Genomic DNA, 22,095 nt, shown 5'->3' on the forward strand with positions numbered 1-22,095 from the left:
GGGCTTGGCCACATTCTCCCCCTCCTCTTCAGAGGAGGGGGGGGGCGGGGGGTGGTGCGATGCCTAGCGCCAGGTTTCCACCACCCCCAAACCCTCTCCTCTGAAGAAGAGGGGGCTTTTACCCACCCCCTCCCGCAGGCGGGAGGGGGTCGGGGGGAGGGAATGTTATCTGGCCTTAGTGCCGGATCAGATAATCAAACGCCGCCAGCGAGGCCTTGGCGCCCTCGCCCATGGCGATGACGATCTGCTTGAACGGCACCGTGGTGCAGTCACCCGCAGCAAACACGCCGTCGAGGCTGGTGGCATTGTGAGCGTCCACCTCGATCTCGCCACGGTTGGTCATGGCGATGCTACCGCCCAGCCATTCGGTGTTGGGCACCAGGCCGATCTGCACGAAGATACCTTCCAGTTCGACGGTGTGTTCCTCGCCGGTCTCACGGTTCTTGTAGACCAGCGCCGTCACCTTGTGGCCATCGCCCAGCACTTGCGTGGTCATGGCCGAGGTGATGATCGTCACGTTGGGCAGGCTGCGCAGCTTGGTCTGCAATACGGCATCGGCGCGCAGCTGGCTGTCGAACTCGATCAGGGTGACATGGCGGACAAGGCCAGCCAGGTCGATCGCGGCTTCCACGCCCGAATTGCCGCCGCCGATCACGGCGGTGCGCTTGCCCTTGAACAGCGGCCCATCGCAGTGCGGGCAATAGGCGACGCCCTTGTTGCGATATTCCTCTTCGCCGGGCACGCCCATCTGGCGCCAGCGGGCCCCGGTCGACAGGATCACCGTCTTGGCCTTGACGCTCGCGCCGCTGGCCAGTTCGATGTGGTGCAATCCATCGCCGTTGGCCGGCTTGAGCTTGACCGCCGCCTGCACGTTCATGACGTCGACTTCATAGTCCTTCACGTGCTGTTCCAGCTGGGCAACCAGCTTGGGCCCTTCGGTGTGCGGCACCGAAATGAAGTTCTCGATGCCCATGGTATCGAGCACCTGGCCACCAAAGCGTTCGGCCACCACGCCGGTGCGGATGCCCTTGCGCGCGGCGTAGATCGCCGCTGCCGCGCCGGCCGGGCCACCGCCGACCACCAGCACGTCGAACGGATCCTTGGCGGCGATCTTTTCCGCCGCGCGGGCCACCGATCCGGTGTCGAGCTTGGCCACGATCTGCGCCAGATCCATGCGGCCCTGGCCGAACTGTTCGCCGTTCAAGTAGACGGTCGGCACGGCCATCACCTTGCGGCGCTCCACCTCGTCCTGGAACAGCGCGCCATCGATCGCCACGTGGGTGATATCGGGGTTGAGCGCGGCCATGATGTTGAGCGCCTGCACCACGTCGGGGCAGTTCTGGCACGAGAGCGAGAAGAACGTCTCGAAATGCAGCGGCCCATCAAGGTTGCGCACCGCGTCGAGCAGTTCGGCATCTTCCTTGGGCGGGTGACCACCCACGTGCAGCAGCGCCAGGATCAGCGAGGTAAATTCGTGGCCCAGCGGCAGGCCGGCAAACACCGCCTGCGCGCGCCCTTCATCCGCGCGAATGGCAAAGCTCGGGCGGCGGGCATCCTGCCCGTCGAGGCGCACCGAAACCTTGTCGCTCAGCGCGGCGATTTCCTCGACCAGGCTGCGGGTATCGGCAGACTTGGCGCTATCGTCCAGGCTCGCGACCAGTTCGATCGGGCGGCGCAGGTTGCCAAGCAGGCCCTTGAGCTGGGCAGTGGTGGGGGCGTCAAGAATAGGCATGGCGTGTTTCTCTCAGGCAGGAGGGTGCGTGCCGCGTGGGGCCATGGACGGCCTCACGCCTGGGATGGGCGGAGCGGGCAGACATTTGGGGGCTTTCCCGGCCGATAGAGGCGTCGGCGCCGCGTGGGCGCGCGCAAGGGGCCGGGGTGCCCGGGTCCGGGGCGGGCGCGCTGGCCCGCCCCGGTTCAGGCAGCAAGAATCAGATCTTGCCGACGAGATCGATCGAGGGAGCAAGCGTTTCGGCGCCTTCTTCCCACTTGGCCGGGCAGACCTGGCCGGGGTTTTCGCGCCAGTACTTGGCAGCCTTGATCTTGCGCAGCAGTTCGGTGGCATTGCGGCCCACGCCTTCGGGGGTGATTTCGACCAGCTGGATCACGCCATCGGGATCGACCACGAAGGTGCCGCGGTCGGCCAGGCCAACGCCTTCGCGCAGGATGCCGAAGTTGTTGGAGATGGTGTGGTTCTGGTCGCCCAGCATGTAGTAGTTGATCTTGCCGATGGCCGGCGAGCTGTCGTGCCAGGCCTTGTGGCTGAAGTGGGTGTCGGTCGACACCGAATAGACTTCCACACCCAGGCTCTTGAGCTCTTCATACTTGTCGGCGAGGTCTTCCAGCTCGGTCGGGCACACGAAGGTGAAGTCGGCCGGGTAGAAGAAGAACACGGCCCACTTGCCCAGGACGTCAGCATCGCTGACATCGACGAACTTGCCCTGGAGATAGGCAGTGGCCTGGAACGGCTTGAGCTTGGTTCCGACGATCGACATGGGTTCGACTTCCTTGTGGTTGGTCGTGGCTGAAATGAATGCTGGCAAGAGGGGCAAGACACGCCACAGCGCATCAGCGCCCCTCGTTGCAGGGCAGCAATTAGGCATGGGCGCCGGCGATTGCCAATGATCAATTCCGCCCAGATTGATTGATCCTTTCGATAAGACGCTCCCAGCGCTCATCGCATCCATGCGTCGTGCCCCGACATGCCCTTTGGACAGCGCCGGCGCAGGGAACCAATTGCGCAGCTGCGAATTGCAGCGCGTGCAAGCCTTGGTTCCCGCCCGCCTGAAAACTCACACCTGGGCGCTGGCAGCACACGACTTGCCTTAAAAATCTTTCAAAGCCAACATGTTGACGTTTCAGGTTGCAATTTTCGCAAGCTCGCTTCGAAAACTTTCACTTGCAGCCCAAGGCACCGCTCGCCAATTGCGCCAATATTGAACTAAACTGTCTCGTTCCATTTTTGCCGATCTGACAGGAAGCCCTCCGATGCCCGCCCCCGACACCGCTGCCGCAACCCCGTCCACCGAACCTGCTGAAGAGACCGCGCCCGCGACCCGCGGCCGCAAGAAGCTGATCGGCCGCATCGCGCTGGGCGTGGCGGCGGTGGGCCTGGTCTATGGCATTTATGCCTTCATCGATTATCGCAACAACGGCCAGTACATCCAGTCGACCGACGATGCCTATGTGAAGGCCGATGGCGTGACCGTCAGTTCCAAGCTGGCCGGCTATGTGCGGCAGATCGGCGTGGCCGATAACCAGCAGGTTCCTGCCGGCACTTTCCTGGTGCAGATCGACCCAACCGATTACAGCGCCAAGCTGAACCAGGCCGATGCCCAGGTCAGCGTGGCCCGCGCCGCCGAGCAGGCTACCTCTGCCGGCATCGCCGAAGCGCAGGCCAGCCTCAACCAGGCCAAGGCCGCCCTCGCCGCCTCGCAGCGCGACCTGGCTTATTACAGCAGCGAAGTGGCGCGCTATGCCCCGCTCGCCGCCAGCGGTGCCGAACCGCGCACCCAGCTCGACCAGCTGACCAGCGCGCGCGACAAGGCCGCGGCCGATGTGCGCGCCAAGCAGGCCATGGTCGAGGCCGCCGCCAGCAAGATCGCCACGACCAAGGCCCAGGTGCAGCAGGCCAGCGCGCAGATCGCCTCTGCCGAGGCCAGCCGCCAGGCCGCCCGCAACGATGTCGGCACCACGCGCATTGTCGCGCCGATCGCCGGCAAGGTCGGCTCCTCGGCCGTGCGCCTGGGCCAGTTCGTGCAGCCCGGCCAGCGCCTGCTGACCATCGTGCCGACGCAGGCGATTTATGTGGAAGCCAATTTCAAGGAAACCCAGATCGGCCTGATGCGCCCCGGCCAGCCGGTGACGATGCATGTCGACGCGCTGCCCGATGTCGATTTCCATGGCGTAGTGGATTCGATCACGCCGGGCACGGGTGCGAACTTCTCGCTGATCCCGCCGCAGAACGCGACCGGCAACTTCACCAAGATCGTCCAGCGCGTGCCCGTGCGCATCCGCATCAACGCGGGCGAGGAATCGCGCAAGGTGCTGGTCCCTGGCCTGTCGCTGACGGTCAAGGTCGATACCCGCGCCGCCAAGGGCGCCATCAAGGCGATCCGCGCCGAGCAGGACCAGGGAGCCAAGTAATGGCCGCCGCAACCCTTCCGGCCGAGGCCGGCAACGGGGGTGGCGCGGCAAAGCCAGCGGCTGGTTCCAGCTCTGGCAATGCCGATCTGACCGCCTGGCTGGCCGTGGTGGCCGGGGCCATCGGCGCGCTGATGGCCACGCTCGACATCTCGATCGTCAATTCGGCCCTGCCCACCATCCAGGGCGAAATCGGCGCGTCTTCCACCGAAGGCACGTGGATCGCCACCAGCTATCTGGTGGCCGAGATCATCATCATCCCGCTCACCGCCTGGCTGGAACGCGTGTTCGGGCTCAAGCGGTTCCTGCTGATCGCCTCGGTGCTGTTCACCGGCTTTTCCATCGTGTGCGGCCTGTCCACCACGCTGACCATGATGATCGTGGGCCGCGTCGGCCAGGGTTTCACCGGCGGGGCAATGATTCCTACCGGGATGACCATCATCGCCACGCGCCTGCCGCGCCACCAGCAACCGGTAGGTACCGCGCTGTTCGGCTCCACGCTGATCCTTGGGCCAGTGATGGGCCCACTGGCCGGCGGCTGGCTGACCGAGAATTTCTCGTGGCACTATGCCTTCTTCATCAACATTCCGATCTGCATCATCCTGATGGTGTTCCTCATGGTTGGCCTGTCCAACACCAAGATGCGCCTTGATGAACTGATGAACGCCGATTGGCTGGGCATTCTTGGCCTGGCACTGGGCCTGGGCGGATTGACCGTGGTGCTGGAGGAAGGCAACCGCGAACAGTGGTTTCAATCCACGCTGATCTGGCAACTGACCGGGGTGACCATCGTTGGGTTCATCCTCATCTCGATCGGGCAGCTCTTTGCCAAACGGCCGGTGATCAAGTTGGCGCTATTGCGCAACCGTGCTTTTGCCGCGGTCTTCGTGCTTGGCCTGCTGATCGGTTCGGTGCTCTATGGCACGGCCTATGTGATCCCGCAGTTCCTGGCCGCGATCGCTGGCTACAATGCCTATCAATCAGGGCAGATCGTGTTCCTGTCAGGCATTCCGGCAGCCATGATGATGCCGCTGTTCCCGCTGCTCGTGAAGCGGTTCGACCTGCGCTACGTGGTCTTGACCGGGATGCTGATCATGGCCGGTTCGTGCTGGCTCGATACCACGCTGACAGTCAGTTCCGATGGCTCCGACTTTGTCGTGTCGCAGCTGATGCGCGGATTGGGCCAGGCCCTGTCGATGCTGTTCCTCAACCAGGCAGCCATTGCCAGCGTCAAGCCCGACGAAGCCGGTGACGCATCGGGCCTGTTCAACGCGGCGCGCAACCTCGGTGGCTCGATCGCGCTGGCCCTGCTCGCCACCCTGCAGGAACGGCGCGAGGAATTCCACCGCTGGTCGATCCACGAAACCCTGCCGGCCAACAGCCCCAGCGTGCAGGACTGGGTATCGAGCCAGGCTGCCTCGTTTGGTGGCGGGCCCGACGGCCTTTCTGCCGCGCTGCAATCGATCGACGGCATGGTGCTCAAGCAGGCGCTGGTCATGGCCTACACCGATGAGTTCATCGCGCTGATGGTCGGCATTGCTGTCGTCCTGCCGCTCGTTTTCCTTCTCCGGCCCCTGCCCAAGGGCCACCACAACATGGCGATGCACTGATGCAACATTCTTCACGCCCCATGGCTTTCCGCCCCCTGGCCATCGCCCTGCTCGCGTCCGCCGCCCTTGCCGGGTGCACCACGGTTGGCCCAAAGTATGCCGGCGCGCCCGATGCTGCGCCGGGCGCCGCGGCTCGCAGCGCGTTCCTGCGGGGCGACGCTGCCACCACCACCGCCACGGCATCCTCCGCGCGTTGGTGGGATGCGCTCAATGACCCGGTGCTGGGCAGCCTGATCGACAAGGGCCTGGCCAATTCGCCCAATATCGCGGCGGCCAATGCCCGCATCGCCCAGGCCCGCGCCGGCCTTGCCGCCAACAAGACCGCGCTGATCCCCACGCTCAATGTTTCGGGCGCGGTGCCCTATATCAACGTGCCCTCCAACATCCTGGGTGGCAACGATACCGGCCGCACCGACACCACGATCTACAACGTGGGCTTTGACTCGAGCTGGGAACTGGACCTGTTCGGCGGCACCCGCAGCAAGATCACCGCTGCCGGCGCCCGTGCCGAAGCGGCCGAGGCCGGCGCGGATGATGCCCGCGTGACGCTGTCGGCCGAAATCGCCCGCGCCTATGTTTCGCTGCGCGCCAAGCAGGCCGTGCTGGCCCTGCTCGATCAGCAGGCGGCGATCGATGCCCAGCTGGTCAACTTGGCGCAGCAACGGCTGCAAGGCGGCACCGCGCCCGAGCAGCCGCTGGCCCAGGCCCGTGGCCAGGCTTCGCAAACCGAGGGTGACCGCGCCAAGACGCGGGCCGATATCACCGTGCTGATCGATCAGTTGGCCGTGCTGACCGGGCAGGAACCGGGCGCGCTCGATGCCACGCTGACCACGCCGGCGCCGCTGCCGTTGCCGCCGGCCAGCGTGGCCGTGGGCGACCCCGCCAGCCTGCTGCGCAACCGCCCGGATATCCGCATGGCCGAGCGCCAGCTGGCCGCCGCCAATGCCGACATCGGCGCACAGATCGCGGCTGGCCTGCCCAAGATCAGCTTCATGGGCCTGCTGGGCCTGGGTGGCACCAGCATCGGCGATGTGGTCGATCCGTCCAAGATCATCGGCCTGGCCCTGCCGCAAATCCGCTGGAGCCTGTTCGACGGTGGGCGCAACAAGGCACAGGTGGCCAGCAAGCGCCAGGCCTATGCCGAGCAGGAAGCCAATTATCGCAACACGGTGCTGACCGCGCTGCAGGATGCCGAAGGCTCCCTCACCCGCTTTGGCAGCCAGCGCCAGGTCTATGGCAAGGCGCTGGATAGCCAGGCGCAAGCCGCGCGGGCGCAAGCCCTGCAGCAACAGCGGGCCGATGCCGGCACCGTGGCCCGCAGCGACGCCTTGAGCGCGCAACGCCAGCAGGTGCAGGCAGCCCAAGCCACTGCAGCGGCCGCTGCAGAGCTGACCACCGATTTCATCGCCGTGGAAAAGGCGCTTGGCCTGGGGTGGCAGGCACCGGCCCAGGACCGCTGAAATGAGCCAGATCCGTTCCGTTTATAGCGCTTTGCGAACGCCCGAATCTGTGTCAATTTTCCTTCACAAGACGCCGCAAAGGCGTGAGCCACTCGGACAGAGGGTTGGGAAGGATGGATTGGTTTTCGGATATCGGCCGCCGCGTCTGGCTGGCCTATCAGGAAGGGCTGGAAATGACCTGCCCCGCACATCGCGAATGCGTAAAGCGGCCGGGACAGATTGCGGCACGCGACAGTGCATCGGCCTTGCCCGGAACGGCAGCGGAATTTTCGGCGTCGTACACCTTCGTCGCGCAGATCGATGCGGCGACGGCCTCGGGCAACGGGAGTGCGGCCGATGACTCTGCCGCCGCATTCCAGCACGGATCAACCGCCCGCCACTGACGCGCCGGCCACCGACGGCATGGCATCGCCCGCCGCGCCGCGGCGGGGGCGCCCCTCGGTGGCAGAGGCAGAACAGCTTTACGGCAAGATTCTCGACGCCAGTTGGGAGGTTTTGCTGGACAGCGGGCTGGATACCTTCACGTTCGATCGCGTTGCGCGCCATGCCCATATCGGCAAGGCCACGATCTATTCCCGCTTTGCCGGCAAGCGCGAACTGCTGGAAGCGCTGGTGCATCACGCCGTGGCCAAGCGCCGCGATGCCATCGCCGCGCTGCAAAGCGACCGTTCACTCGCAGAAACGTTTAGCCTGCGCGCCGTGGAAACGCTGGAACTGCTCCATTCCCCCGATGGCAAGCTGATGGAACGGCTGATCGACTGGCTCGATACCGAAGCCGGCAGCCCGCAGGGCGGCTATCGCGCGATGGTCTATCGCAACGCGGTCGACAAGATTCGCAGCCTGTTCGAAATGGCGCAGCAGCGGGGCGAGATCGTCATCGACGATTGCGAGAACGCCGCACGGTTCTGGCTCGAAGGCCTGTTAGGCCACTACAAGATGGCCAGTTCCGAAGGCGGGCATGATCGCGCGCAGCACATGCGCTGGGCCGATCGCTATGTCAGCTTCTTCTTTGCCGGGGTGCGCCAGCAAGGATCGCCCGGCGCGCCGCCACGCTGACCGATCGCATCCCGCCCTCGCCCGCCCTCGCCCGGTATCGGCCAGGCGCGGGCGGGAACGCGGATCAGGACTGGCGCTTGGCCTTGAGCGCGAAATCGACCGTCACGCCATCGAGCAGCGTATCGGTGCCACCCCATTCACCGGTGCCGACGCCAAACGCCGTGCGTGACAACGTGGCGGTGCCGTGCGCGGTCGCCCGATCGCCATCGATCGTCAGCACAAAGGCCAGTGGCACCGGGCGGATCTTGCCGGCCAGCGACAGCGTACCTTCGGCGACATAGTGCCCGGGCGACTGCGCGCGGAAACGCGATGCAGTATAGATCGCCTGGGGATGTGCGGCGGCGCGGAAGAAATTGTCGCCCTTGAGCATGTCGTCGCGCTGCGCATCGCCGGTGCCGACCGAAGCCAGATCGATCGTGGCGCGCAGCGTGGAATGGGCAAGATCATCGGGCGAGAACACGATCTTGGCGTCCCAGCGGCCAAAGCTGCCGTTGATCGCGTCACCCGAATAGGTGGCGTGGAAGCCAAGCTTGCCACCGGGCGCGAGTTGCCAGGCAACCGCCTTGGCAGCAGCCTCAGCGCCGGCGGATGCATCGGCCACGGGCGCCGCCGCGCTGGCCGGCGCCTGAACTGCGGCATCGCTGGCCATATCGGTGGCCGCTTCTGACTCATCGCCATCGGGATCAGCCGACGCGGCTGCAACCGGCGCCACCGCCGGGCCACCAAACGGCCAGACCTTGGCAAGCGCCATGGCCCCTGCCGAACCGATCAGCGCGACGATCACGCCGATGGTCAGGCCGCGGCGGGTATTGGCCGGGATCATCCGGCCCAGCAGATCATCGCCCATGAAGTGATGGCGCAGCGCGCCAGCGACGTGCAGCGCGAACAGGCCCAGCGTCACCAGGCCAAGCGCGCCGTGAATGGTTTCGGCCGGCTCGTGCCAGGCATGGCCCACCGGCAGATTGGGCATCGGCAGCTTACCGAACACCATGGTCTGCATGCGAATCTTGGAAGTGGACACCATGATCCAGCCCGACAGCGGGCCCACGATCATCACTGCATAGAGCAGGACGTGCACGACCTTGACCAGCAGCTTTACCGCCGGCGCGCCTTCGGCCGGTGCCGGGCGCCGCGCCACCAGACGCACGCCCAGGCGCGCGAGGCTGAGCGCCAGGATCAGGAAGCCGACTGACTTGTGAAACTGGTAGCCGGCAAAGCTGGCCGTGCCCTTGGGCAGGTCTTCCAGCCGCCAGCCGAGCGACACCTGAAACAGCAGCAACGCCGCGATCGACCAGTGGAGGATGATCGCACTCAGGGCATAGCGCTTTGGCGACAGCCCCCGCGAAAACGTGTCATTCATGCCGCGAAAATCTCCTCATCCTCTTGGCCACCCGCGCTGTCTATAACAGGCGGTTGTGGCTTTTGATATGCCCAGCCGATCCATGCCGGATCAGGTGCGATCCAACCGGTGCATGTCGCCGATCGACCGCCATCGTCATCACGACGAACCAGGCTGGAGCGTGCGTTGCAGCCATGTCATGGTTCGCTGCGTCACCGCGCGTGGGCGCCCTGCCCCGCGCCATCAGGAGACCGCATTTCCCATGAGCAGCAGCCCCTGGAGCCACAGCCGCCGCGCCGGCGTCGCCGACGACGTGGACTTTGCCATTCGCGGCAATGACCTGCAGTTCGTCGAGATCGAACTCGATCCCGGCGAGAGCGCCGTGGCCGAGGCTGGCGCGTTTGTCTGGAAGGATGCCGCGATCGAGATGACCACGGTGTTTGGCGATGGCAGCGACGGCGATGGCGGCGGCTTGATGGGCAAGCTGCTGGGGGCGGGCAAGCGCCTGGTCACGGGGGCCAGCCTGTTCACCACCGTGTTCACCCACCACGGCCATGGCAAGGCACGCGTTGCGTTTGCAGCGCCTGTGCCGGGCACGATCCTGCCGCTCAAGCTGTCAGACCTGGGCGGCACGCTGATCTGCCAGAAGGACAGCTTTCTGGCGGCCGCGCGCGGCGTATCGATCGGCATCGCGTTCCAGCGCCGGATCATGACCGGCCTGTTTGGCGGCGAAGGCTTTGTCATGCAGCGGCTGGATGGCGATGGCTGGGTGTTTGTCCAGATGGGCGGCACCCTGGTGGAACGCGAGCTTGGCCCGGGCGAACAGCTTCATGTCGATACCGGGTGCCTGGCCGCCTATACCCCGTCGATCGATTTCGACCTGGTGCGCGCGGGCGGCGTGCGCAGCGTGCTGTTTGGCGGCGAAGGCCTGTTCTTTGCGCGCCTGACCGGGCCGGGCAAAGTGTGGATTCAGTCCCTGCCCTTTGCCCGCCTGGCCGGCCGCGTCGTCGCCGCTGCCATACCCGGCGGGGGCAGCAACCGCGGCGAAGGTTCGGTGCTGGGCCCGCTGGGTGATTTCATCGACGGCAATCGCTAGGGTTTCGGGATAGGCCCTTCGACAGGCTCAGGGCGAACGGACCTTGGAGAAATTCCCTTGGTTTCCGTTCGGGCTGAGCTTGTCGAAGCCCGCTCCCCCGCGCGCCGCTTAGAACTGCGTGCGCACGGTAAGGCCATAGGTGCGCGGATCGCCCACCTGACCCACGATCAGGCCGGTGTTGCCCGAACCGACCGCGAGCTGCTCGAAATAGTGCGTGTCAAAGGCATTGCGCAGCCAACCATAGATATCGAAGCGGCCCTCGCGGCGCACGCCCAGGCGGAAGTTGGTGAGCGCATAGCCTTCGATCCAGGTATAGGCCGAAGGGGTGGGGTTGGACGAAAAGCGCGAGCGATAGTTGCCATCGACGCCGAGATAGACCTGCCCTTCCCCGCCGAACGCCTGGACCGGCAGGTTGACTTCGCCGCCATAGGAGAACGACCACTTCGACACGCCGGGCAGCACCTGGCCGGAAATGTCGCACGACAGCGGGCTGATCCCCGGCGTGCCCGGCGCGGCCGGCGTGCCGATCAGGTTGCCATTGGCATCGACATTCTGCGTGCCGCCCGAAAGCTCGGGCGCGCAGGGCGCGTTCTTGAAGCGGATATACTTGGCATCGGTGTAGGCCGCGTTGGAATAGAGGCTGATCCGCTCGCTCGGCCGCACTGCGAAATCGACTTCGACACCCTGGGTACGCACCTTTTCGGCATTGGCGAGATAGCCGCGCAGCGCACCCACGGTGTAGTTCGTCACCTGCGCCTGATAGTCGTTGATATCGGTACGGAACGCGGCGACGTTGAACGTGCCCTTGCGGTTCCAGAACTGCGTCTTGATGCCCAGTTCAAAGTGGTTGACGCGTTCCGGCTTGATCGTGGCAAACTGCAGCAGCGGAGTGCCATCGGTGTTGGCCGGCACGCCGTTGAGGTTGATGCCGCCCGATTTGAAGCTGCGCGCATAGGTGCCATAGACGTGGACGTCGCTGGTGGGATCCCAGGCCAGCGTCGCGTCGCCCGACAGGTTCCAATCGCTGAAATTGGCGACGAAATACTGCGGTGCGAGGACGGCCAGCTGGGCCTTTTGCCGCGCGGTGTTGTTGGTGGCAAACGTGACAAGAGCGCCGTTTCCATCAGTGACGGTGGAATTGTAGATGCCGTCCTTCTTGTCATAGTTGAGGCGCACACCCGGCTGGATCGACAGCGTGTCGGTCAGCTTGTAGCCGAACTTGCCATAGATCGCCGCGCTGGTGTTCTTGAGCGTGATGTCGTTGGCAGAAGTCAGGCCGTTGAGCACACTGGGATCGTTGGACAGCGCATTGCTCGGCGCGATCAGGAACTTGCTCGCCGCCGGACCCTGCTGCTGAATGCCGGTGGTGTGGATCTTCTGATAGAAGCCGAATGCGCCGACGGTATAGTTGAAGCGGCCAGTTTCGCCGGTCAGGCGCAGTTCCTGGGTATATTGGTCCTGGTGCGAGGGATTGTTGGACTTGGTCGTGATCGGCAGGCCGAGATAGTCGCGGTCGTTCGACGGATCCCAATCCCAATAGCGCCACGCGGTGATCGAGGTGATCGTGCCCAGCCCGGTCTGGATCTTGGCGCGCAGCGACACGCCGCCCACCTCGTTCTTGGCGCGCAGGGCCACGTCTTCGTCGGTCACGCGATCGAACGGATTGGTGCTGGGCACGGCATAGTTCTGCGCGGCAGCGAGCGCGGCGTACTGGCGGTTGAGCGGGCGCTGCGTGGCGCCGGTGCGCACATAGACCAGCGCGCAGCAATTGGGGTTCTGCTTGTTGTAATCCCCCGCCAGCGTCACTTCGACAGTGCTCGACGGGCGCCACAGGAATTGCAGCCGCGCGCCCTTGTTGTCTTGCGAATTGATCCACTGGCGCTGCTTGACGTTGTAGATCGTGCCATCGCGCTCGGTAAACGAGCCGGCCAGGCGCACCGCCAGGGTATCGCTGAGCGGGCCAGACACCGCGCCCTTGAGCTGGACGAAGCCAAGGTTGCCGGCGGTCGCTTCCAGCCGGGCCTCGGGCTCGAACGTGGGAGCGCGGGTGGTGATGTTGAGCGCGCCGGCGGTGGTGTTCTTGCCGAACAGCGTGCCCTGCGGCCCGCGCAGCACTTCGATGCGGCTCACGTCGAGGAAGTCGAACGTGGAGGACGCGGCACGGGCATAGAATACGTCATCGATATAGACGCCCACGCCCTGCTCGATGCCGTCGTTGGTCAGGCCCAGCGGCGCGCCCAGCCCGCGGATATTGACCGAGGTATTGCGCGGGTTGGACGAATAGAACTGCAGCGTGGGCGTCAACTGCGTAAGGCGGCCAACGTTGAACGCGCCGGCGGCATCGATATGCGCGCCGCCCACCACGGTGACAGCCAAAGGCACGGTCTGCACGGTTTCGGCGCGGCGGCGGGCGGTGACGACGATGCTGTCATCCACCGGCGGCTGGGCAGCGGCTGGCACAGATTTGCTGGCGGCGTCGGCCGGTGCAGGCGCATCGGCGGCATGGGCCGGGGCGGCGAGCGCGAGAGCCAGGCCGGCGGAAGCCACCGACGCGGCAAGATGGGCGCGAACGAGCATGCTGATATCCCTTTCGACATGCCGGATCACGCGCGCGGAGGGGTTCCGTGGCGGGTGGCGGCATGGTCTGTTGTTGGTTTTTGCCATGACCGGCGGCCCTCCCCAGAGCCGTGGTGCCGCCATGGATTGCTTGGCGTGATCGAAAATTCTGGCGGATCAGTGATTGTTGAAGCGGCGCTTCTCGGTCACGTCGATCTGGACGACGCGGCCTTCGTGAACGGTGAGGCCGACATGGCCATAGCGCAGCCCGGCCAGGGCCTCGCGCACGCTGTCGAGCGATTGCTCGATCAGGCGGGCCTGTTCCGGATCGCGGGCGGCCAGATCTGCATTGGCAGGTGTGATGGACATCGGCTCTCTCTTGCAAAGGCTTGGGTCTTGGCCCCGCCGTGGCGAGGTGCCTGTTGCCACCTTCTTATACTCAACTTTTACGATAGACATTAAACGAGTTGTTGGAGGCCGGATAGCGAAACTTTCGCCACGATGAACGGCGCTACGCCTGACCCGCACACCAGCAGGCCCGGCCCAGCAACGCGGACCAAGCATTTGATAATATGCATTAACAACCAGAGTCCGCAGCGGGCTTGGGCATGCGCGGCCAGCCCGCTGCGGATCGGCCGTGGGCGCGCGCCTGGGCACGCGACTCACCGGGGCCATTCTCGCAATCTAGCGTAACGACGCCCGCTGACGAGCGGGCGGGCGGCGAAGCGGGCATGATTCTCGACAAAACGAGTAGAGATTAACGCACGGCTTGTAACGTTTCCTGACAGGGCCGCTTTGCACTTGCCAAGGCGCCGCTGCCCGTTTCTAACATCGTGCTTGTCATACAAGAGTAGCAAAGCGGAACGATGGCGCGCGGGACCGCAACAACACCAAGCAGGACAGCAATCGTGGCAGAAACCAGCGCAGCGCCGGGTGGCGTGCTGCCGATGCAGGCCCTATCCGCGTTGACCGAGGGTCCACCGCCGATGCGCTATTTCAACCGCGAGTTGAGCTGGCTGATGTTCAACCGCCGCGTTCTGGCCGAGGCGCAGAACACCAATTATCCGCTGCTGGAGCGGCTGCGCTTCCTGTCGATCTCGGGCAGCAACCTCGATGAGTTCATGATGGTGCGCGTGGCCGGGATCGCCGGCCAGGTGCGGCGCGGGATCGACGAGGTTTCGATCGACGGGTTCAGCCCGGCCCAGCAGTTGCAGCAGATTCACGGCGCCGTGGAAGACCTGGTCAGCGCGCAGCGCGTGGTGCTGGGCGAACTGTCAGACCTGTTGGCCGACGCCGGCATCCACCTGGTGGGCGACAAGCCCCTGCCCCGCCACCAGGCCGATTGGCTGGCGCGCTATTTCACCGAGCATGTCATGCCGGTGCTTACCCCCCAGGCGATCGATCCGGCGCACCCGTTCCCGTTCATCGCCAACCAGGGCACCGGCATCCTGTTCTCGATGGTGCGGGTGGCCGATAATGACCCGGTCACCGAGATGATCCTGGTGCCGCCGGCGCTGCCGCGCTTTGTCAAGCTGCCCGACGATGGCGGCTGGATCAGCATCGAGGAACTGGTGCGCCGCAACGCCGCCACGGTGTTTCCCGGCTTTCGCATCCAGGGTTCGGGCACGTTCCGCGTGCTGCGCGACAGCGACATGGAGATCGAGGAAGACGCCGAAGACCTGGTGCGCTATTTCCGCACGGCGATCCAGCGGCGGCGGCGCGGTAAAGTGATCATGCTGCAGTTGCAGGATGATTTCGATCCCACGGCCGAGCAATTGCTGCGCGACAAGCTGCGCCTGGACTATGCGCTGGTGGTGAAATCGCGCGGCCTGCTGGCGATGAACGGCCTGTCGCAGATCGTCGACATGCCGCGCCCGGAACTGAAGTTCGAGCCCTATAACCCGCGCTATCCCGAACGCGTGCTGGAACACGATGGCGATTGCTTTGCCGCGATCCGCGAAAAGGATCTGGTGATCCACCACCCGTTCGAAAGTTTCGACGTGGTGGTCGATTTCCTGCGCCAGGCCGCCGAAGATCCCGATGTGGTGGCGATCAAGCAGACACTCTATCGCGCCGGCAAGCAATCGGCAGTGATCGCCGCGCTGATCGCGGCGGCCGAGGCGGGCAAGTCGGTCACGGCCGTGGTCGAACTCAAGGCGCGGTTTGACGAGGAGCAGAACCTGCACTGGGCGAGCCAGTTGGAGCGCGCCGGGGTCCAGGTGATCTATGGCTTCGTCGACTGGAAGACCCACGCCAAGGTTTCGATGGTGGTGCGGCGCGAGGGCGATGGCTATCGCACATACTGCCACTTTGGCACCGGCAACTATCACCCGGTGACCGCGCGCATCTATACCGACCTGTCGTTCTTCACCGCCGATCCCAAGGCGGGGCGCGATGCCGGGCAGCTGTTCAATTTCATCACCGGCTATGTCGAGCCCAAGAACACCGAGTTTCTTTCCATCTCGCCAATCGGCCTGCGCCGCACGCTGTATGATTGCATCGAGCGCGAGATCGCCTTTGCCCGCGCGGGCAAGCGCGCCGCGATCTGGGCCAAGCTCAATGCGCTGACCGACAGCCGCCTGATCGAGCGGCTCTATGCCGCAGCGCAGGCTGGCGTGGACATTTCGCTGGTGGTGCGCGGCATCTGCTGCCTGCGGCCCGGCGTGCCCGGGCTTTCGGAACGGATCACGGTGAAATCGATCATCGGCCGCTTTCTGGAGCACAGCCGCATCTGGGCGTTCGGCAACGGCGGCGCCCTGCCCAACCGGCGCGCGCGGGTGTTCATCTCTTCGGCCGACGGGATGAGCCGCAACCTGGATCGCCGGGTGGAAGTGCTGGTGCCGATCCGCAACCGCACGGTGCACGACCAGATCCTCGACCAGGTGATGCTGGCCAACCTCATCGATACCGAGCAAAGCTGGACTTTGCACGCCGATGGCGATTATCAGCGGGTTTCGTGTCGATCCGACGCGGGCGAGAAACCGTTTAATGTGCACCGCTATTTCATGACCAATCCTTCGCTTTCGGGCCGCGGCGCGGCCCTTACCAAGGGGCGCAAGGTGCCCAAGCTGGCGCTGCGGCGCGGTGGCGCAACGGTCGATTGACGGCGCGATGGCATTTGGCCTGTCCCGTGGCAAAGAAGCGCCCAAGCGCGCCATTATCGATATCGGCTCCAACACCGTGCGCCTGGTCATCTATGGCCAGCCGCTGCGCGCGCCCAAGGTGCTGCACAACGAGAAAGTGACCGCGCGCCTGGGCAAGGGCGTGGCCGAAAGCGGCGATCTTTCACCCAAGGCCATGGCCCTGGCGCTGGCCTCGCTCGCCCGGTTCAAGGCGATCCTGGCACTGCAGGGGGTGACCGAACTCGACGTGGTGGCCACCGCCGCCAGCCGCGACGCGCGCAATGGTCCGGCCTTTCTGGATGCCATCGCCAAGCTGGGCTTTGCCCCGCGCCTGCTCTCGGGCGAGGAAGAGGCGATCACCAGCGCGCACGGCGTGCTGGGCGCCTTCCCCAAAGCCAAGGGCGTAGTCGGCGATCTGGGCGGCGGCAGCCTGGAACTGGTCGATGTGGACGGGCAGCGCTGCACCCATGGGGTCAGCCTGCCGCTGGGCACGCTGCGCCTGCCCGCGCTGCGCGCCGAAGGGCAGCGCGCGTTCGGGCAGAAGATCACCAAGGCGCTGGCCAAGGCGGAATGGAAAGCCACGCCGGGGCAGACGCTCTATCTCGTTGGCGGTTCGTTGCGCGCCTTTGCCCGCCACATGATGGTGGAAACGCGCTTTCCGATCGATGATCCGCACGGCTATGTCGCCGATCCTGCGCTGGCGCTCAAGCTGGCCAAGGCCCTGGCGCGGCGCAAGGGAGAGGCGGTGGCGCCGATTGCCGGGGTTTCCGGCGGGCGCCTTGCCAGCCTGCCCGATACTGCCGCGCTGCTCGCCGTGCTGATCGCCCGGCTAAAGCCTGAACGGCTGGTATTTTCGGCTTGGGGCCTGCGCGAAGGCGTGCTGTGGGAAGCGATGCCCGATGCCGTGCGCGGGCAGGAACCGCTGGTCGCCGGCGCCTCTGCCTTTGCCCAGGAACATGGCATTTCACCCAACACCGCCAGCATGGTGGCCGGCTGGACCGCCGGCGTGGTGCAGACCGACGGGCCCGACCGGCGCGAACGCCTGCGCCTGGCCGCGACGATGCTGTGCATGGCCTCGGCCACGGTGGAGCCCAACCTGCGCGGCGACCTGGCGCACGAATGGGGCCTGCGCAAACGCTGGATCGGCGCCACCGCGCGCGATCGCGCGATGCTTGCCGCGGCCATGATCGCCAATACCGGCAAGCTGACGCTGCCCGAAGACCTCAACCTCCTCGCCACCCCCGCCTCGCTGCGCGAAGCCCAGGCCTGGGGCCTTGCCACCCGCCTATGCCGGCGGTTCACCGTGGGCGCGCCCTCCGCGCTCAACGGCAGCACGCTGCGCCGCGAAGGCGAGGTGCTGGTGATGGAAGTGGAAGATCGCCATGCCGTGCTGATCAACGACAGCGTGGGCCGGGACTTGAAAGCGCTTGCCGCGCATCTGGGGCTGAAGGCGGCGATCAGGGAGCGGTAGGGCTCAACCCGGGCGGACGACCATCGCAAACAGGCGGTCGAGATTGAGCTGAATGTCCTGGACCGATGGATTGTCTGCGTATTTGGCCATGCCAAGCGGCAAACTCATGCTCTCGTGCAAGGCCGAAGCCTCGGCGTCGGTCAGAATATTGCGGCCGCGCAGGATGTTCGCCAGACTGACGATGCCGTTGATGGCTGAAATATCAGACGCTTCGTGCGCATCGAGCAACTGGGGGTCGATGAGGCTGGGACTATCCGTCATGAAACTGGCTCCACCGGTTGGCGATGCCGGCAATCTTGCTGATTTTCCGGCATGCCAACGGCGCGCCGAGCGTTGGCATCGGCGCGGCCAGAGTGGCAAAGCAGGGCAGTTGCCCGCTCGGGCTCACCGCTTGATCGTGACGATCCCGACCGGCGCTGGCTTGGTCGATGGATTGGAGGCGTTAAGCTTGGGCGGCTTGGCCGCCTTGGGCTTGCGCACTTCCTTGTTGGATTTCTTTTGTCCCTTGGCCATGCCAATTCCTTTTCACGGTGCGAACAACGCTCTTTACTTTGAAGCGTATTCGCCCGGCTGCGCACCAAAGTTGTCGCGCGCGAATGTGCGGGCGCCAGCCATGGTCTTGAACAGTTCGTCTTGCAGTGCCGCCGTGACCAACGGATACCCTTGCGAGTTGTATCGCACACTGCGCACGGTCAGCCGGAAATTGCCTTCCGCATCCTTGTTGATCAGGAACGGACGATTTTTCGGATCAGACATTTTCGGCCTCCAGCAATGTCAATTTGGCATGTAGCGACAGGTGCGGTGTGGTCGCGCGGTTGGATCAACCGCGCGACCCGCATCCATCAGGCAGCCTGGAGATTGACTGCCGAAACCTTGCCACGGCGATCGGTTTCCAACTCGTAGGAAACGCGCTGGTCCTTTTCGAGCGTGCGCATGCCGGCGCGTTCCACGGCCGAGATGTGCACGAAGGCATCGGTGCCGCCGTCATTGGGCGCAATGAAGCCATAGCCCTTGTCGACGTTGAAAAACTTTACGGTTCCGGTCGTCATATGGATAACCCTTTATCCCATGGTTTGACGGGCATGCGCCAACAGCGGCACATCCCGGCTTCTGTAGTGCTAGAAAAGGATAAAGGGGTGGCATAAAGCTGCCGATTTATCCGTCGCATGCGACGTAAGCAAAATCCTAATAACACGATGCCGAAAAATTGAAAGGCAATTCTCGGTTTTCCTGACATCCCGGCCTGGATTGATGCACAATACAACATGGCACGCCGAAGGAATGCGACAGAATTGGGTTTTGGCGCTTACAAGCCCTCCCCTAACCCCTCCCGCAGGCGGGAGGGGAACTTTAGCGCTGCTCTCTTCGCTCCCCTCCCGCTGGCGGGAGGGGCTGGGGGAGGGAATGTTTGGGCTAATCAATCCGCAGCCCACTAACCCGCCGGAACAGCTCCAGGATCAGCGGATCCCGCTCCGCGCTTCTAATCGCCGCTTCGAAGCGCAGTTGCCGCTTGGGCGATGGCAGGACTTGCACCAGTTCCCCGCTCGCCAGTTCGCCGCGCACCATGGTTTCGGGCAGCAGCGCAGCACCGGTGCCGAGGCGGATGATTTCGACCAGGGCGCGGACATTGTTGCAGGTGCGGATGACTGGCGGCGTGATGCCGTGCTGCGCGAGGGATTCGCGCATGATGCCGTGGATCGGGGAGTGTTCCGGGATCGACCAGACCGGCAGCGGCTGCTTGAAGCCGCCGGCCTGCGCCGTGGCCTTGCTCGCGGCCCAGACCAGCGCGACGCTGCCGAGTGGCGTGGTGCGCACGCCGGGGCTGGCGACCGGGCCGGCGAGGAACACCATGTCGCTGGTGCCGGCGAGCAGTTGCTGGAGCATGCGGGCGGTCAGGTCCAGCTCGATCTCCAGCGTCACGCCGGGCAGGTCTTGCTCCACCGCCGCGACGAAGGCGGGCAGGCAACTGGCGGCGGCGATCTCTCCGGTGCCGATGCGCACGATGCCGGTGGCGCCGCCAAAGTCGCTCGCCTTGAACAGCGCGCGTTCGAAGCCGGCCCACAGCGGCTCGAAATCGGCAACCAGGGCGCGGCCGCGCGCGGTGAGCACCATATTGCGCCCTTCGCGGCGGAACAGATCGACGCCCAATTGCTCCTCGATCTCTTTCACGCGGGCGGAAATGGCGGGCTGTGTAGTATTGAGCCGCTCCGCCGCGGCGCGGAACGTGCCCAGGCGGGCAATCCACAGCAGGGTTTCGAGGTGATAGATGGCCAGGCGCTTCATGGGCCTGCGGTATCATATCCAGGTCTTATCATAAAAGATAACAATGTATCGCTAGTTCCGATCGATTGGCTGGCGTAAGACGGGGCATCAATGGAGAGGTGCCGATGGCCAACAAGATCTATCCCTCTGCCACAGCCGCGCTGGACGGGCTGTTGCACGATGGCCTGCTGATCGCCTGCGGGGGCTTTGGCCTTTGCGGAATCCCTGAGCGGCTGCTGGATGCGGTGCGCGAGTCCGGGGTGAGCGGGCTGACCTTTGCCAGCAACAATGCCGGCATCGACAACGAAGGCATCGGCAAGCTGCTGCGCACGCGCCAGGTCAGGAAGATGATCTCGTCCTATGTGGGCGAGAACAAGGAATTCGAACGCCAGTATCTGTCGGGCGAGCTGGAGGTGGAATTCTGCCCGCAGGGCACCCTGGCCGAGCGCATGCGCGCCGGCGGCGCAGGCATTCCCGGCTTCTACACCAAGACGGGCGTGGGCACGCTGGTGGCGGAGGGCAAGGAAGTGAAGAATTTCGACGGGCAGGACTATATCCTGGAACGCGGGATCTTTGCCGACCTGTCGCTGGTCAAGGCGTGGAAGGCGGACGAGAGCGGCAACGTGGTGTTCCGCAAGACGGCGCGCAATTTCAACGTGCCGGCCGCGACCTGCGGCAAGGTCTGCGTGGTGGAAGTGGAAGAGATCGTGCCGACCGGCAGCCTCGATGCCGATGGCATCCACCTGCCGGGCGTCTATGTCCAGCGGCTGGTGCTGGGCGCGCCCTATGACAAGAAGATCGAATTCCGCACCACCCGTGCGCGGGAGAACGCCTGATGCCCTGGACTCGTGACGAAATGGCCGCGCGCGCGGCGCGCGAACTGCAAGATGGGTTCTATGTGAACCTGGGCATCGGCATCCCCACGCTGGTGGCCAACCACATTCCCGCCGGCATGGAAGTGACGCTGCAATCGGAAAACGGGATGCTGGGCATCGGCCCCTTCCCGTTCGACGACGAGGTGGATGCCGACCTGATCAACGCCGGCAAGCAGACCATCAGCGAACTGCCGCAGACCGCCTATTTCGATAGCGCGCAAAGCTTTGCCATGATCCGGGGCGGGCATATCGACCTGACCGTGCTGGGCGCGATGGAAGTGTCGCAGGGCGGCGATATCGCCAACTGGATGGTGCCCGGCAAGATGATCAAGGGCATGGGCGGCGCCATGGACCTGGTCGCGGGGGTGAAGCGCATCATCGTGGTGATGGAGCACTGCGCCAAGGACGGCAGCTCCAAGTTCATTCCTGATTGCACCCTGCCGCTGACCGGCAAGAATGTGGTCGACATGGTGATCACCGACCTCGCCGTGTTCCAGCGCCCGGATCACGACAGCCCGTTCCACCTGGTGGAGCTGGCGCCGGGCGTGACGGCCGAGGAAGTGGCCGCTAAGACCACAGCGCATTACGTGGCGGCCTGAACCATTGCTGCGCCGCCATGGCCGCAGGGCCACTGGCGGCGCAGTACCCAGACTACCTTTTGAACCAACATGAAAATTTGGTCATTCATCCCGATGTCAGGCCCGAGCCATTAGCCCCTGCCGCGGGACCGATGGGAAAGCGCAATCGGGAATTGACCATGACCTGGAACATCAACTTCCTGCACCCCGGCAAGGCTGTGAAGTGCGTCATCACCTCGCTCGTACTGTCGATCCCGCTGTGGACGGGATCGCTGGTGGTGGCCAAGCTGGTGATCGTGCCCGAAGTGCGGGCGATTGCCGCACAGTGGAGCGGCGACGCACGCGCGCTGGTGCCCGAAAGCGAACGCCGGGCCGAGCAGGACACCCAGCCGCTGCTGATCGCCAGCCAGCATGAAGCCCATGTGATGGCCGACGCGCTGCGCCGGATCTAGGCGGCGTGGACAAATTCCACAGCGCCACGGCTGGAAGCAAAAACCGCCAGTTCGAGGAGGCGAGGAAGCGCAATA

The 22,095-nt window shown here is 64.9% G+C and carries 21 protein-coding genes; 11 read left to right on the plus strand and 10 right to left on the minus strand.

The genetic code is table 11. The features are described 5' to 3' along the window. Window positions 1-175: 175 nt before the first annotated feature. Together ahpF and ahpC are read right to left on the minus strand one after the other, a co-directional pair. Complete coding sequence (gene ahpF / locus C8K14_RS14565; RefSeq protein WP_199223742.1) at window positions 176-1,726, minus strand: alkyl hydroperoxide reductase subunit F; 1,551 nt, start codon at window positions 1,724-1,726, stop codon at window positions 176-178. Between the two features lie 205 nt (window positions 1,727-1,931). Further along, a complete protein-coding gene (ahpC, locus tag C8K14_RS14570; protein WP_062782590.1) occupies window positions 1,932-2,495 on the minus strand; it encodes an alkyl hydroperoxide reductase subunit C in 564 nt (187 codons plus the stop codon). 493 nt (window positions 2,496-2,988) lie between these two features. Between ahpC and C8K14_RS14575 the strand changes: the two genes are divergently transcribed. The 5 genes from C8K14_RS14575 to C8K14_RS14595 all read left to right on the plus strand — a co-directional run bounded on the left by C8K14_RS14575 (window position 2,989) and on the right by C8K14_RS14595 (window position 8,269). Then, window positions 2,989-4,146, plus strand: coding sequence for an HlyD family secretion protein (locus C8K14_RS14575; protein WP_107717192.1), 1,158 nt, complete (start codon window positions 2,989-2,991; stop codon window positions 4,144-4,146). Beyond that, window positions 4,146-5,753 (plus strand): MDR family MFS transporter, encoded by a 1,608-nt coding sequence (locus C8K14_RS14580; RefSeq protein WP_107717193.1) that lies wholly within the window; start codon window positions 4,146-4,148, stop codon window positions 5,751-5,753. The genes C8K14_RS14575 and C8K14_RS14580 overlap by 1 nt, the downstream gene beginning before the upstream one ends. A gap of 20 nt (window positions 5,754-5,773) precedes the next feature. Continuing rightward, window positions 5,774-7,213 carry an efflux transporter outer membrane subunit gene (locus tag C8K14_RS14585; RefSeq protein WP_107717194.1) on the plus strand — a complete coding sequence of 480 codons (1,440 nt, stop codon included), beginning with the start codon at window positions 5,774-5,776 and terminating at the stop codon, window positions 7,211-7,213. A 113-nt stretch (window positions 7,214-7,326) separates the two neighbouring features. Beyond that, window positions 7,327-7,596, plus strand: coding sequence for a hypothetical protein (locus C8K14_RS14590; protein WP_062782587.1), 270 nt, complete (start codon window positions 7,327-7,329; stop codon window positions 7,594-7,596). Continuing rightward, window positions 7,550-8,269, plus strand: a complete 720-nt coding sequence (locus C8K14_RS14595; RefSeq protein WP_233251100.1) for a TetR/AcrR family transcriptional regulator — start codon at window positions 7,550-7,552, stop codon at window positions 8,267-8,269. Before C8K14_RS14590 ends, C8K14_RS14595 begins: the two co-directional genes overlap by 47 nt. 64 nt (window positions 8,270-8,333) lie before the next feature. On the opposite strand, the gene C8K14_RS14600 is transcribed toward C8K14_RS14595, so the two are convergent. Then, on the minus strand, window positions 8,334-9,629 hold the full coding sequence (locus C8K14_RS14600; RefSeq protein WP_062782584.1) for a cytochrome b/b6 domain-containing protein: 1,296 nt from the start codon (window positions 9,627-9,629) through the stop codon (window positions 8,334-8,336). A gap of 241 nt (window positions 9,630-9,870) precedes the next feature. Between C8K14_RS14600 and C8K14_RS14605 the strand changes: the two genes are divergently transcribed. Then, the gene (locus tag C8K14_RS14605) at window positions 9,871-10,704 is read left to right on the plus strand and encodes an AIM24 family protein (RefSeq protein ID WP_062782581.1); all 834 of its coding nucleotides are present in this window, start codon (window positions 9,871-9,873) and stop codon (window positions 10,702-10,704) included. A 108-nt stretch (window positions 10,705-10,812) separates the two neighbouring features. Here C8K14_RS14605 and C8K14_RS14610 read toward each other — a convergent pair whose 3' ends face one another. Together C8K14_RS14610 and C8K14_RS14615 are read right to left on the minus strand one after the other, a co-directional pair. Continuing rightward, window positions 10,813-13,281 (minus strand): TonB-dependent receptor, encoded by a 2,469-nt coding sequence (locus C8K14_RS14610; protein WP_107717195.1) that lies wholly within the window; start codon window positions 13,279-13,281, stop codon window positions 10,813-10,815. Between the two features lie 156 nt (window positions 13,282-13,437). Continuing rightward, complete coding sequence (locus C8K14_RS14615) at window positions 13,438-13,629, minus strand: YezD family protein (RefSeq protein WP_062782575.1); 192 nt, start codon at window positions 13,627-13,629, stop codon at window positions 13,438-13,440. A 578-nt stretch (window positions 13,630-14,207) separates the two neighbouring features. Here C8K14_RS14615 and C8K14_RS14620 point away from each other — a divergent pair. Both C8K14_RS14620 and C8K14_RS14625 read left to right on the plus strand, forming a co-directional pair. Continuing rightward, window positions 14,208-16,364, plus strand: a complete 2,157-nt coding sequence (locus C8K14_RS14620; RefSeq protein ID WP_179563347.1) for an RNA degradosome polyphosphate kinase — start codon at window positions 14,208-14,210, stop codon at window positions 16,362-16,364. 7 nt (window positions 16,365-16,371) lie between these two features. Continuing rightward, a complete protein-coding gene (locus tag C8K14_RS14625) occupies window positions 16,372-17,853 on the plus strand; it encodes an exopolyphosphatase (protein WP_054131040.1) in 1,482 nt (493 codons plus the stop codon). A 3-nt stretch (window positions 17,854-17,856) separates the two neighbouring features. Here C8K14_RS14625 and C8K14_RS14630 read toward each other — a convergent pair whose 3' ends face one another. The 5 genes from C8K14_RS14630 to C8K14_RS14645 form a co-directional block, all read right to left on the minus strand. Then, window positions 17,857-18,114 carry a hypothetical protein gene (locus C8K14_RS14630; RefSeq protein ID WP_022677084.1) on the minus strand — a complete coding sequence of 86 codons (258 nt, stop codon included), beginning with the start codon at window positions 18,112-18,114 and terminating at the stop codon, window positions 17,857-17,859. A gap of 123 nt (window positions 18,115-18,237) precedes the next feature. Then, complete coding sequence (locus tag C8K14_RS23130) at window positions 18,238-18,366, minus strand: hypothetical protein (protein WP_255352173.1); 129 nt, start codon at window positions 18,364-18,366, stop codon at window positions 18,238-18,240. Between the two features lie 33 nt (window positions 18,367-18,399). Next, window positions 18,400-18,609, minus strand: coding sequence for a hypothetical protein (locus C8K14_RS14635; protein ID WP_062782566.1), 210 nt, complete (start codon window positions 18,607-18,609; stop codon window positions 18,400-18,402). An 86-nt stretch (window positions 18,610-18,695) separates the two neighbouring features. Then, window positions 18,696-18,902, minus strand: a complete 207-nt coding sequence (locus tag C8K14_RS14640) for a cold-shock protein (RefSeq protein ID WP_022677081.1) — start codon at window positions 18,900-18,902, stop codon at window positions 18,696-18,698. 364 nt (window positions 18,903-19,266) lie between these two features. Then, the gene (locus C8K14_RS14645; protein ID WP_107717197.1) at window positions 19,267-20,136 is read right to left on the minus strand and encodes a LysR family transcriptional regulator; all 870 of its coding nucleotides are present in this window, start codon (window positions 20,134-20,136) and stop codon (window positions 19,267-19,269) included. A 104-nt stretch (window positions 20,137-20,240) separates the two neighbouring features. Here C8K14_RS14645 and C8K14_RS14650 point away from each other — a divergent pair, with 104 nt between their 5' ends. From C8K14_RS14650 to C8K14_RS14660, 3 genes are all read left to right on the plus strand, one after another. Next, window positions 20,241-20,951: a CoA transferase subunit A gene (locus C8K14_RS14650; protein ID WP_107717198.1), complete on the plus strand. Its 711-nt coding sequence runs from the start codon at window positions 20,241-20,243 to the stop codon at window positions 20,949-20,951. Further along, window positions 20,951-21,589 (plus strand): CoA transferase subunit B, encoded by a 639-nt coding sequence (locus C8K14_RS14655; protein WP_022677078.1) that lies wholly within the window; start codon window positions 20,951-20,953, stop codon window positions 21,587-21,589. The genes C8K14_RS14650 and C8K14_RS14655 overlap by 1 nt, the downstream gene beginning before the upstream one ends. A gap of 158 nt (window positions 21,590-21,747) precedes the next feature. After that, entirely contained in the window at window positions 21,748-22,020 is a 273-nt protein-coding gene (locus C8K14_RS14660) for a hypothetical protein (protein WP_022677077.1), read from the plus strand. Window positions 22,021-22,095 lie beyond the last annotated feature (75 nt).

The sequence above is a fragment of the Novosphingobium sp. GV079 genome, from assembly GCF_003058045.1.
GTDB lineage: Bacteria > Pseudomonadota > Alphaproteobacteria > Sphingomonadales > Sphingomonadaceae > Novosphingobium > Novosphingobium capsulatum.

Bases quoted from the DNA above. Each gene is read 5' to 3' on its own strand.
- ahpC (WP_062782590.1), bottom strand. From the start codon at position 2,495: ATGTCGATCGTCGGAACCAAGCTCAAGCCGTTCCAGGCCACTGCCTAT.
- C8K14_RS14575 (WP_107717192.1), top strand. From the start codon at position 2,989: ATGCCCGCCCCCGACACCGCTGCCGCAACCCCGTCCACCGAACCTGCT.
- C8K14_RS14580 (WP_107717193.1), top strand. From the start codon at position 4,146: ATGGCCGCCGCAACCCTTCCGGCCGAGGCCGGCAACGGGGGTGGCGCG.
- C8K14_RS14585 (WP_107717194.1), top strand. From the start codon at position 5,774: ATGGCTTTCCGCCCCCTGGCCATCGCCCTGCTCGCGTCCGCCGCCCTT.
- C8K14_RS14590 (WP_062782587.1), top strand. From the start codon at position 7,327: ATGGATTGGTTTTCGGATATCGGCCGCCGCGTCTGGCTGGCCTATCAG.
- C8K14_RS14595 (WP_233251100.1), top strand. From the start codon at position 7,550: ATGACTCTGCCGCCGCATTCCAGCACGGATCAACCGCCCGCCACTGAC.
- C8K14_RS14600 (WP_062782584.1), bottom strand. From the start codon at position 9,629: ATGAATGACACGTTTTCGCGGGGGCTGTCGCCAAAGCGCTATGCCCTG.
- C8K14_RS14605 (WP_062782581.1), top strand. From the start codon at position 9,871: ATGAGCAGCAGCCCCTGGAGCCACAGCCGCCGCGCCGGCGTCGCCGAC.
- C8K14_RS14610 (WP_107717195.1), bottom strand. From the start codon at position 13,281: ATGCTCGTTCGCGCCCATCTTGCCGCGTCGGTGGCTTCCGCCGGCCTG.
- C8K14_RS14615 (WP_062782575.1), bottom strand. From the start codon at position 13,629: ATGTCCATCACACCTGCCAATGCAGATCTGGCCGCCCGCGATCCGGAA.
- C8K14_RS14620 (WP_179563347.1), top strand. From the start codon at position 14,208: ATGCAGGCCCTATCCGCGTTGACCGAGGGTCCACCGCCGATGCGCTAT.
- C8K14_RS14625 (WP_054131040.1), top strand. From the start codon at position 16,372: ATGGCATTTGGCCTGTCCCGTGGCAAAGAAGCGCCCAAGCGCGCCATT.
- C8K14_RS14630 (WP_022677084.1), bottom strand. From the start codon at position 18,114: ATGACGGATAGTCCCAGCCTCATCGACCCCCAGTTGCTCGATGCGCAC.
- C8K14_RS23130 (WP_255352173.1), bottom strand. From the start codon at position 18,366: ATGGCCAAGGGACAAAAGAAATCCAACAAGGAAGTGCGCAAGCCCAAG.
- C8K14_RS14635 (WP_062782566.1), bottom strand. From the start codon at position 18,609: ATGTCTGATCCGAAAAATCGTCCGTTCCTGATCAACAAGGATGCGGAA.
- C8K14_RS14640 (WP_022677081.1), bottom strand. From the start codon at position 18,902: ATGACGACCGGAACCGTAAAGTTTTTCAACGTCGACAAGGGCTATGGC.
- C8K14_RS14645 (WP_107717197.1), bottom strand. From the start codon at position 20,136: ATGAAGCGCCTGGCCATCTATCACCTCGAAACCCTGCTGTGGATTGCC.
- C8K14_RS14650 (WP_107717198.1), top strand. From the start codon at position 20,241: ATGGCCAACAAGATCTATCCCTCTGCCACAGCCGCGCTGGACGGGCTG.
- C8K14_RS14655 (WP_022677078.1), top strand. From the start codon at position 20,951: ATGCCCTGGACTCGTGACGAAATGGCCGCGCGCGCGGCGCGCGAACTG.
- C8K14_RS14660 (WP_022677077.1), top strand. From the start codon at position 21,748: ATGACCTGGAACATCAACTTCCTGCACCCCGGCAAGGCTGTGAAGTGC.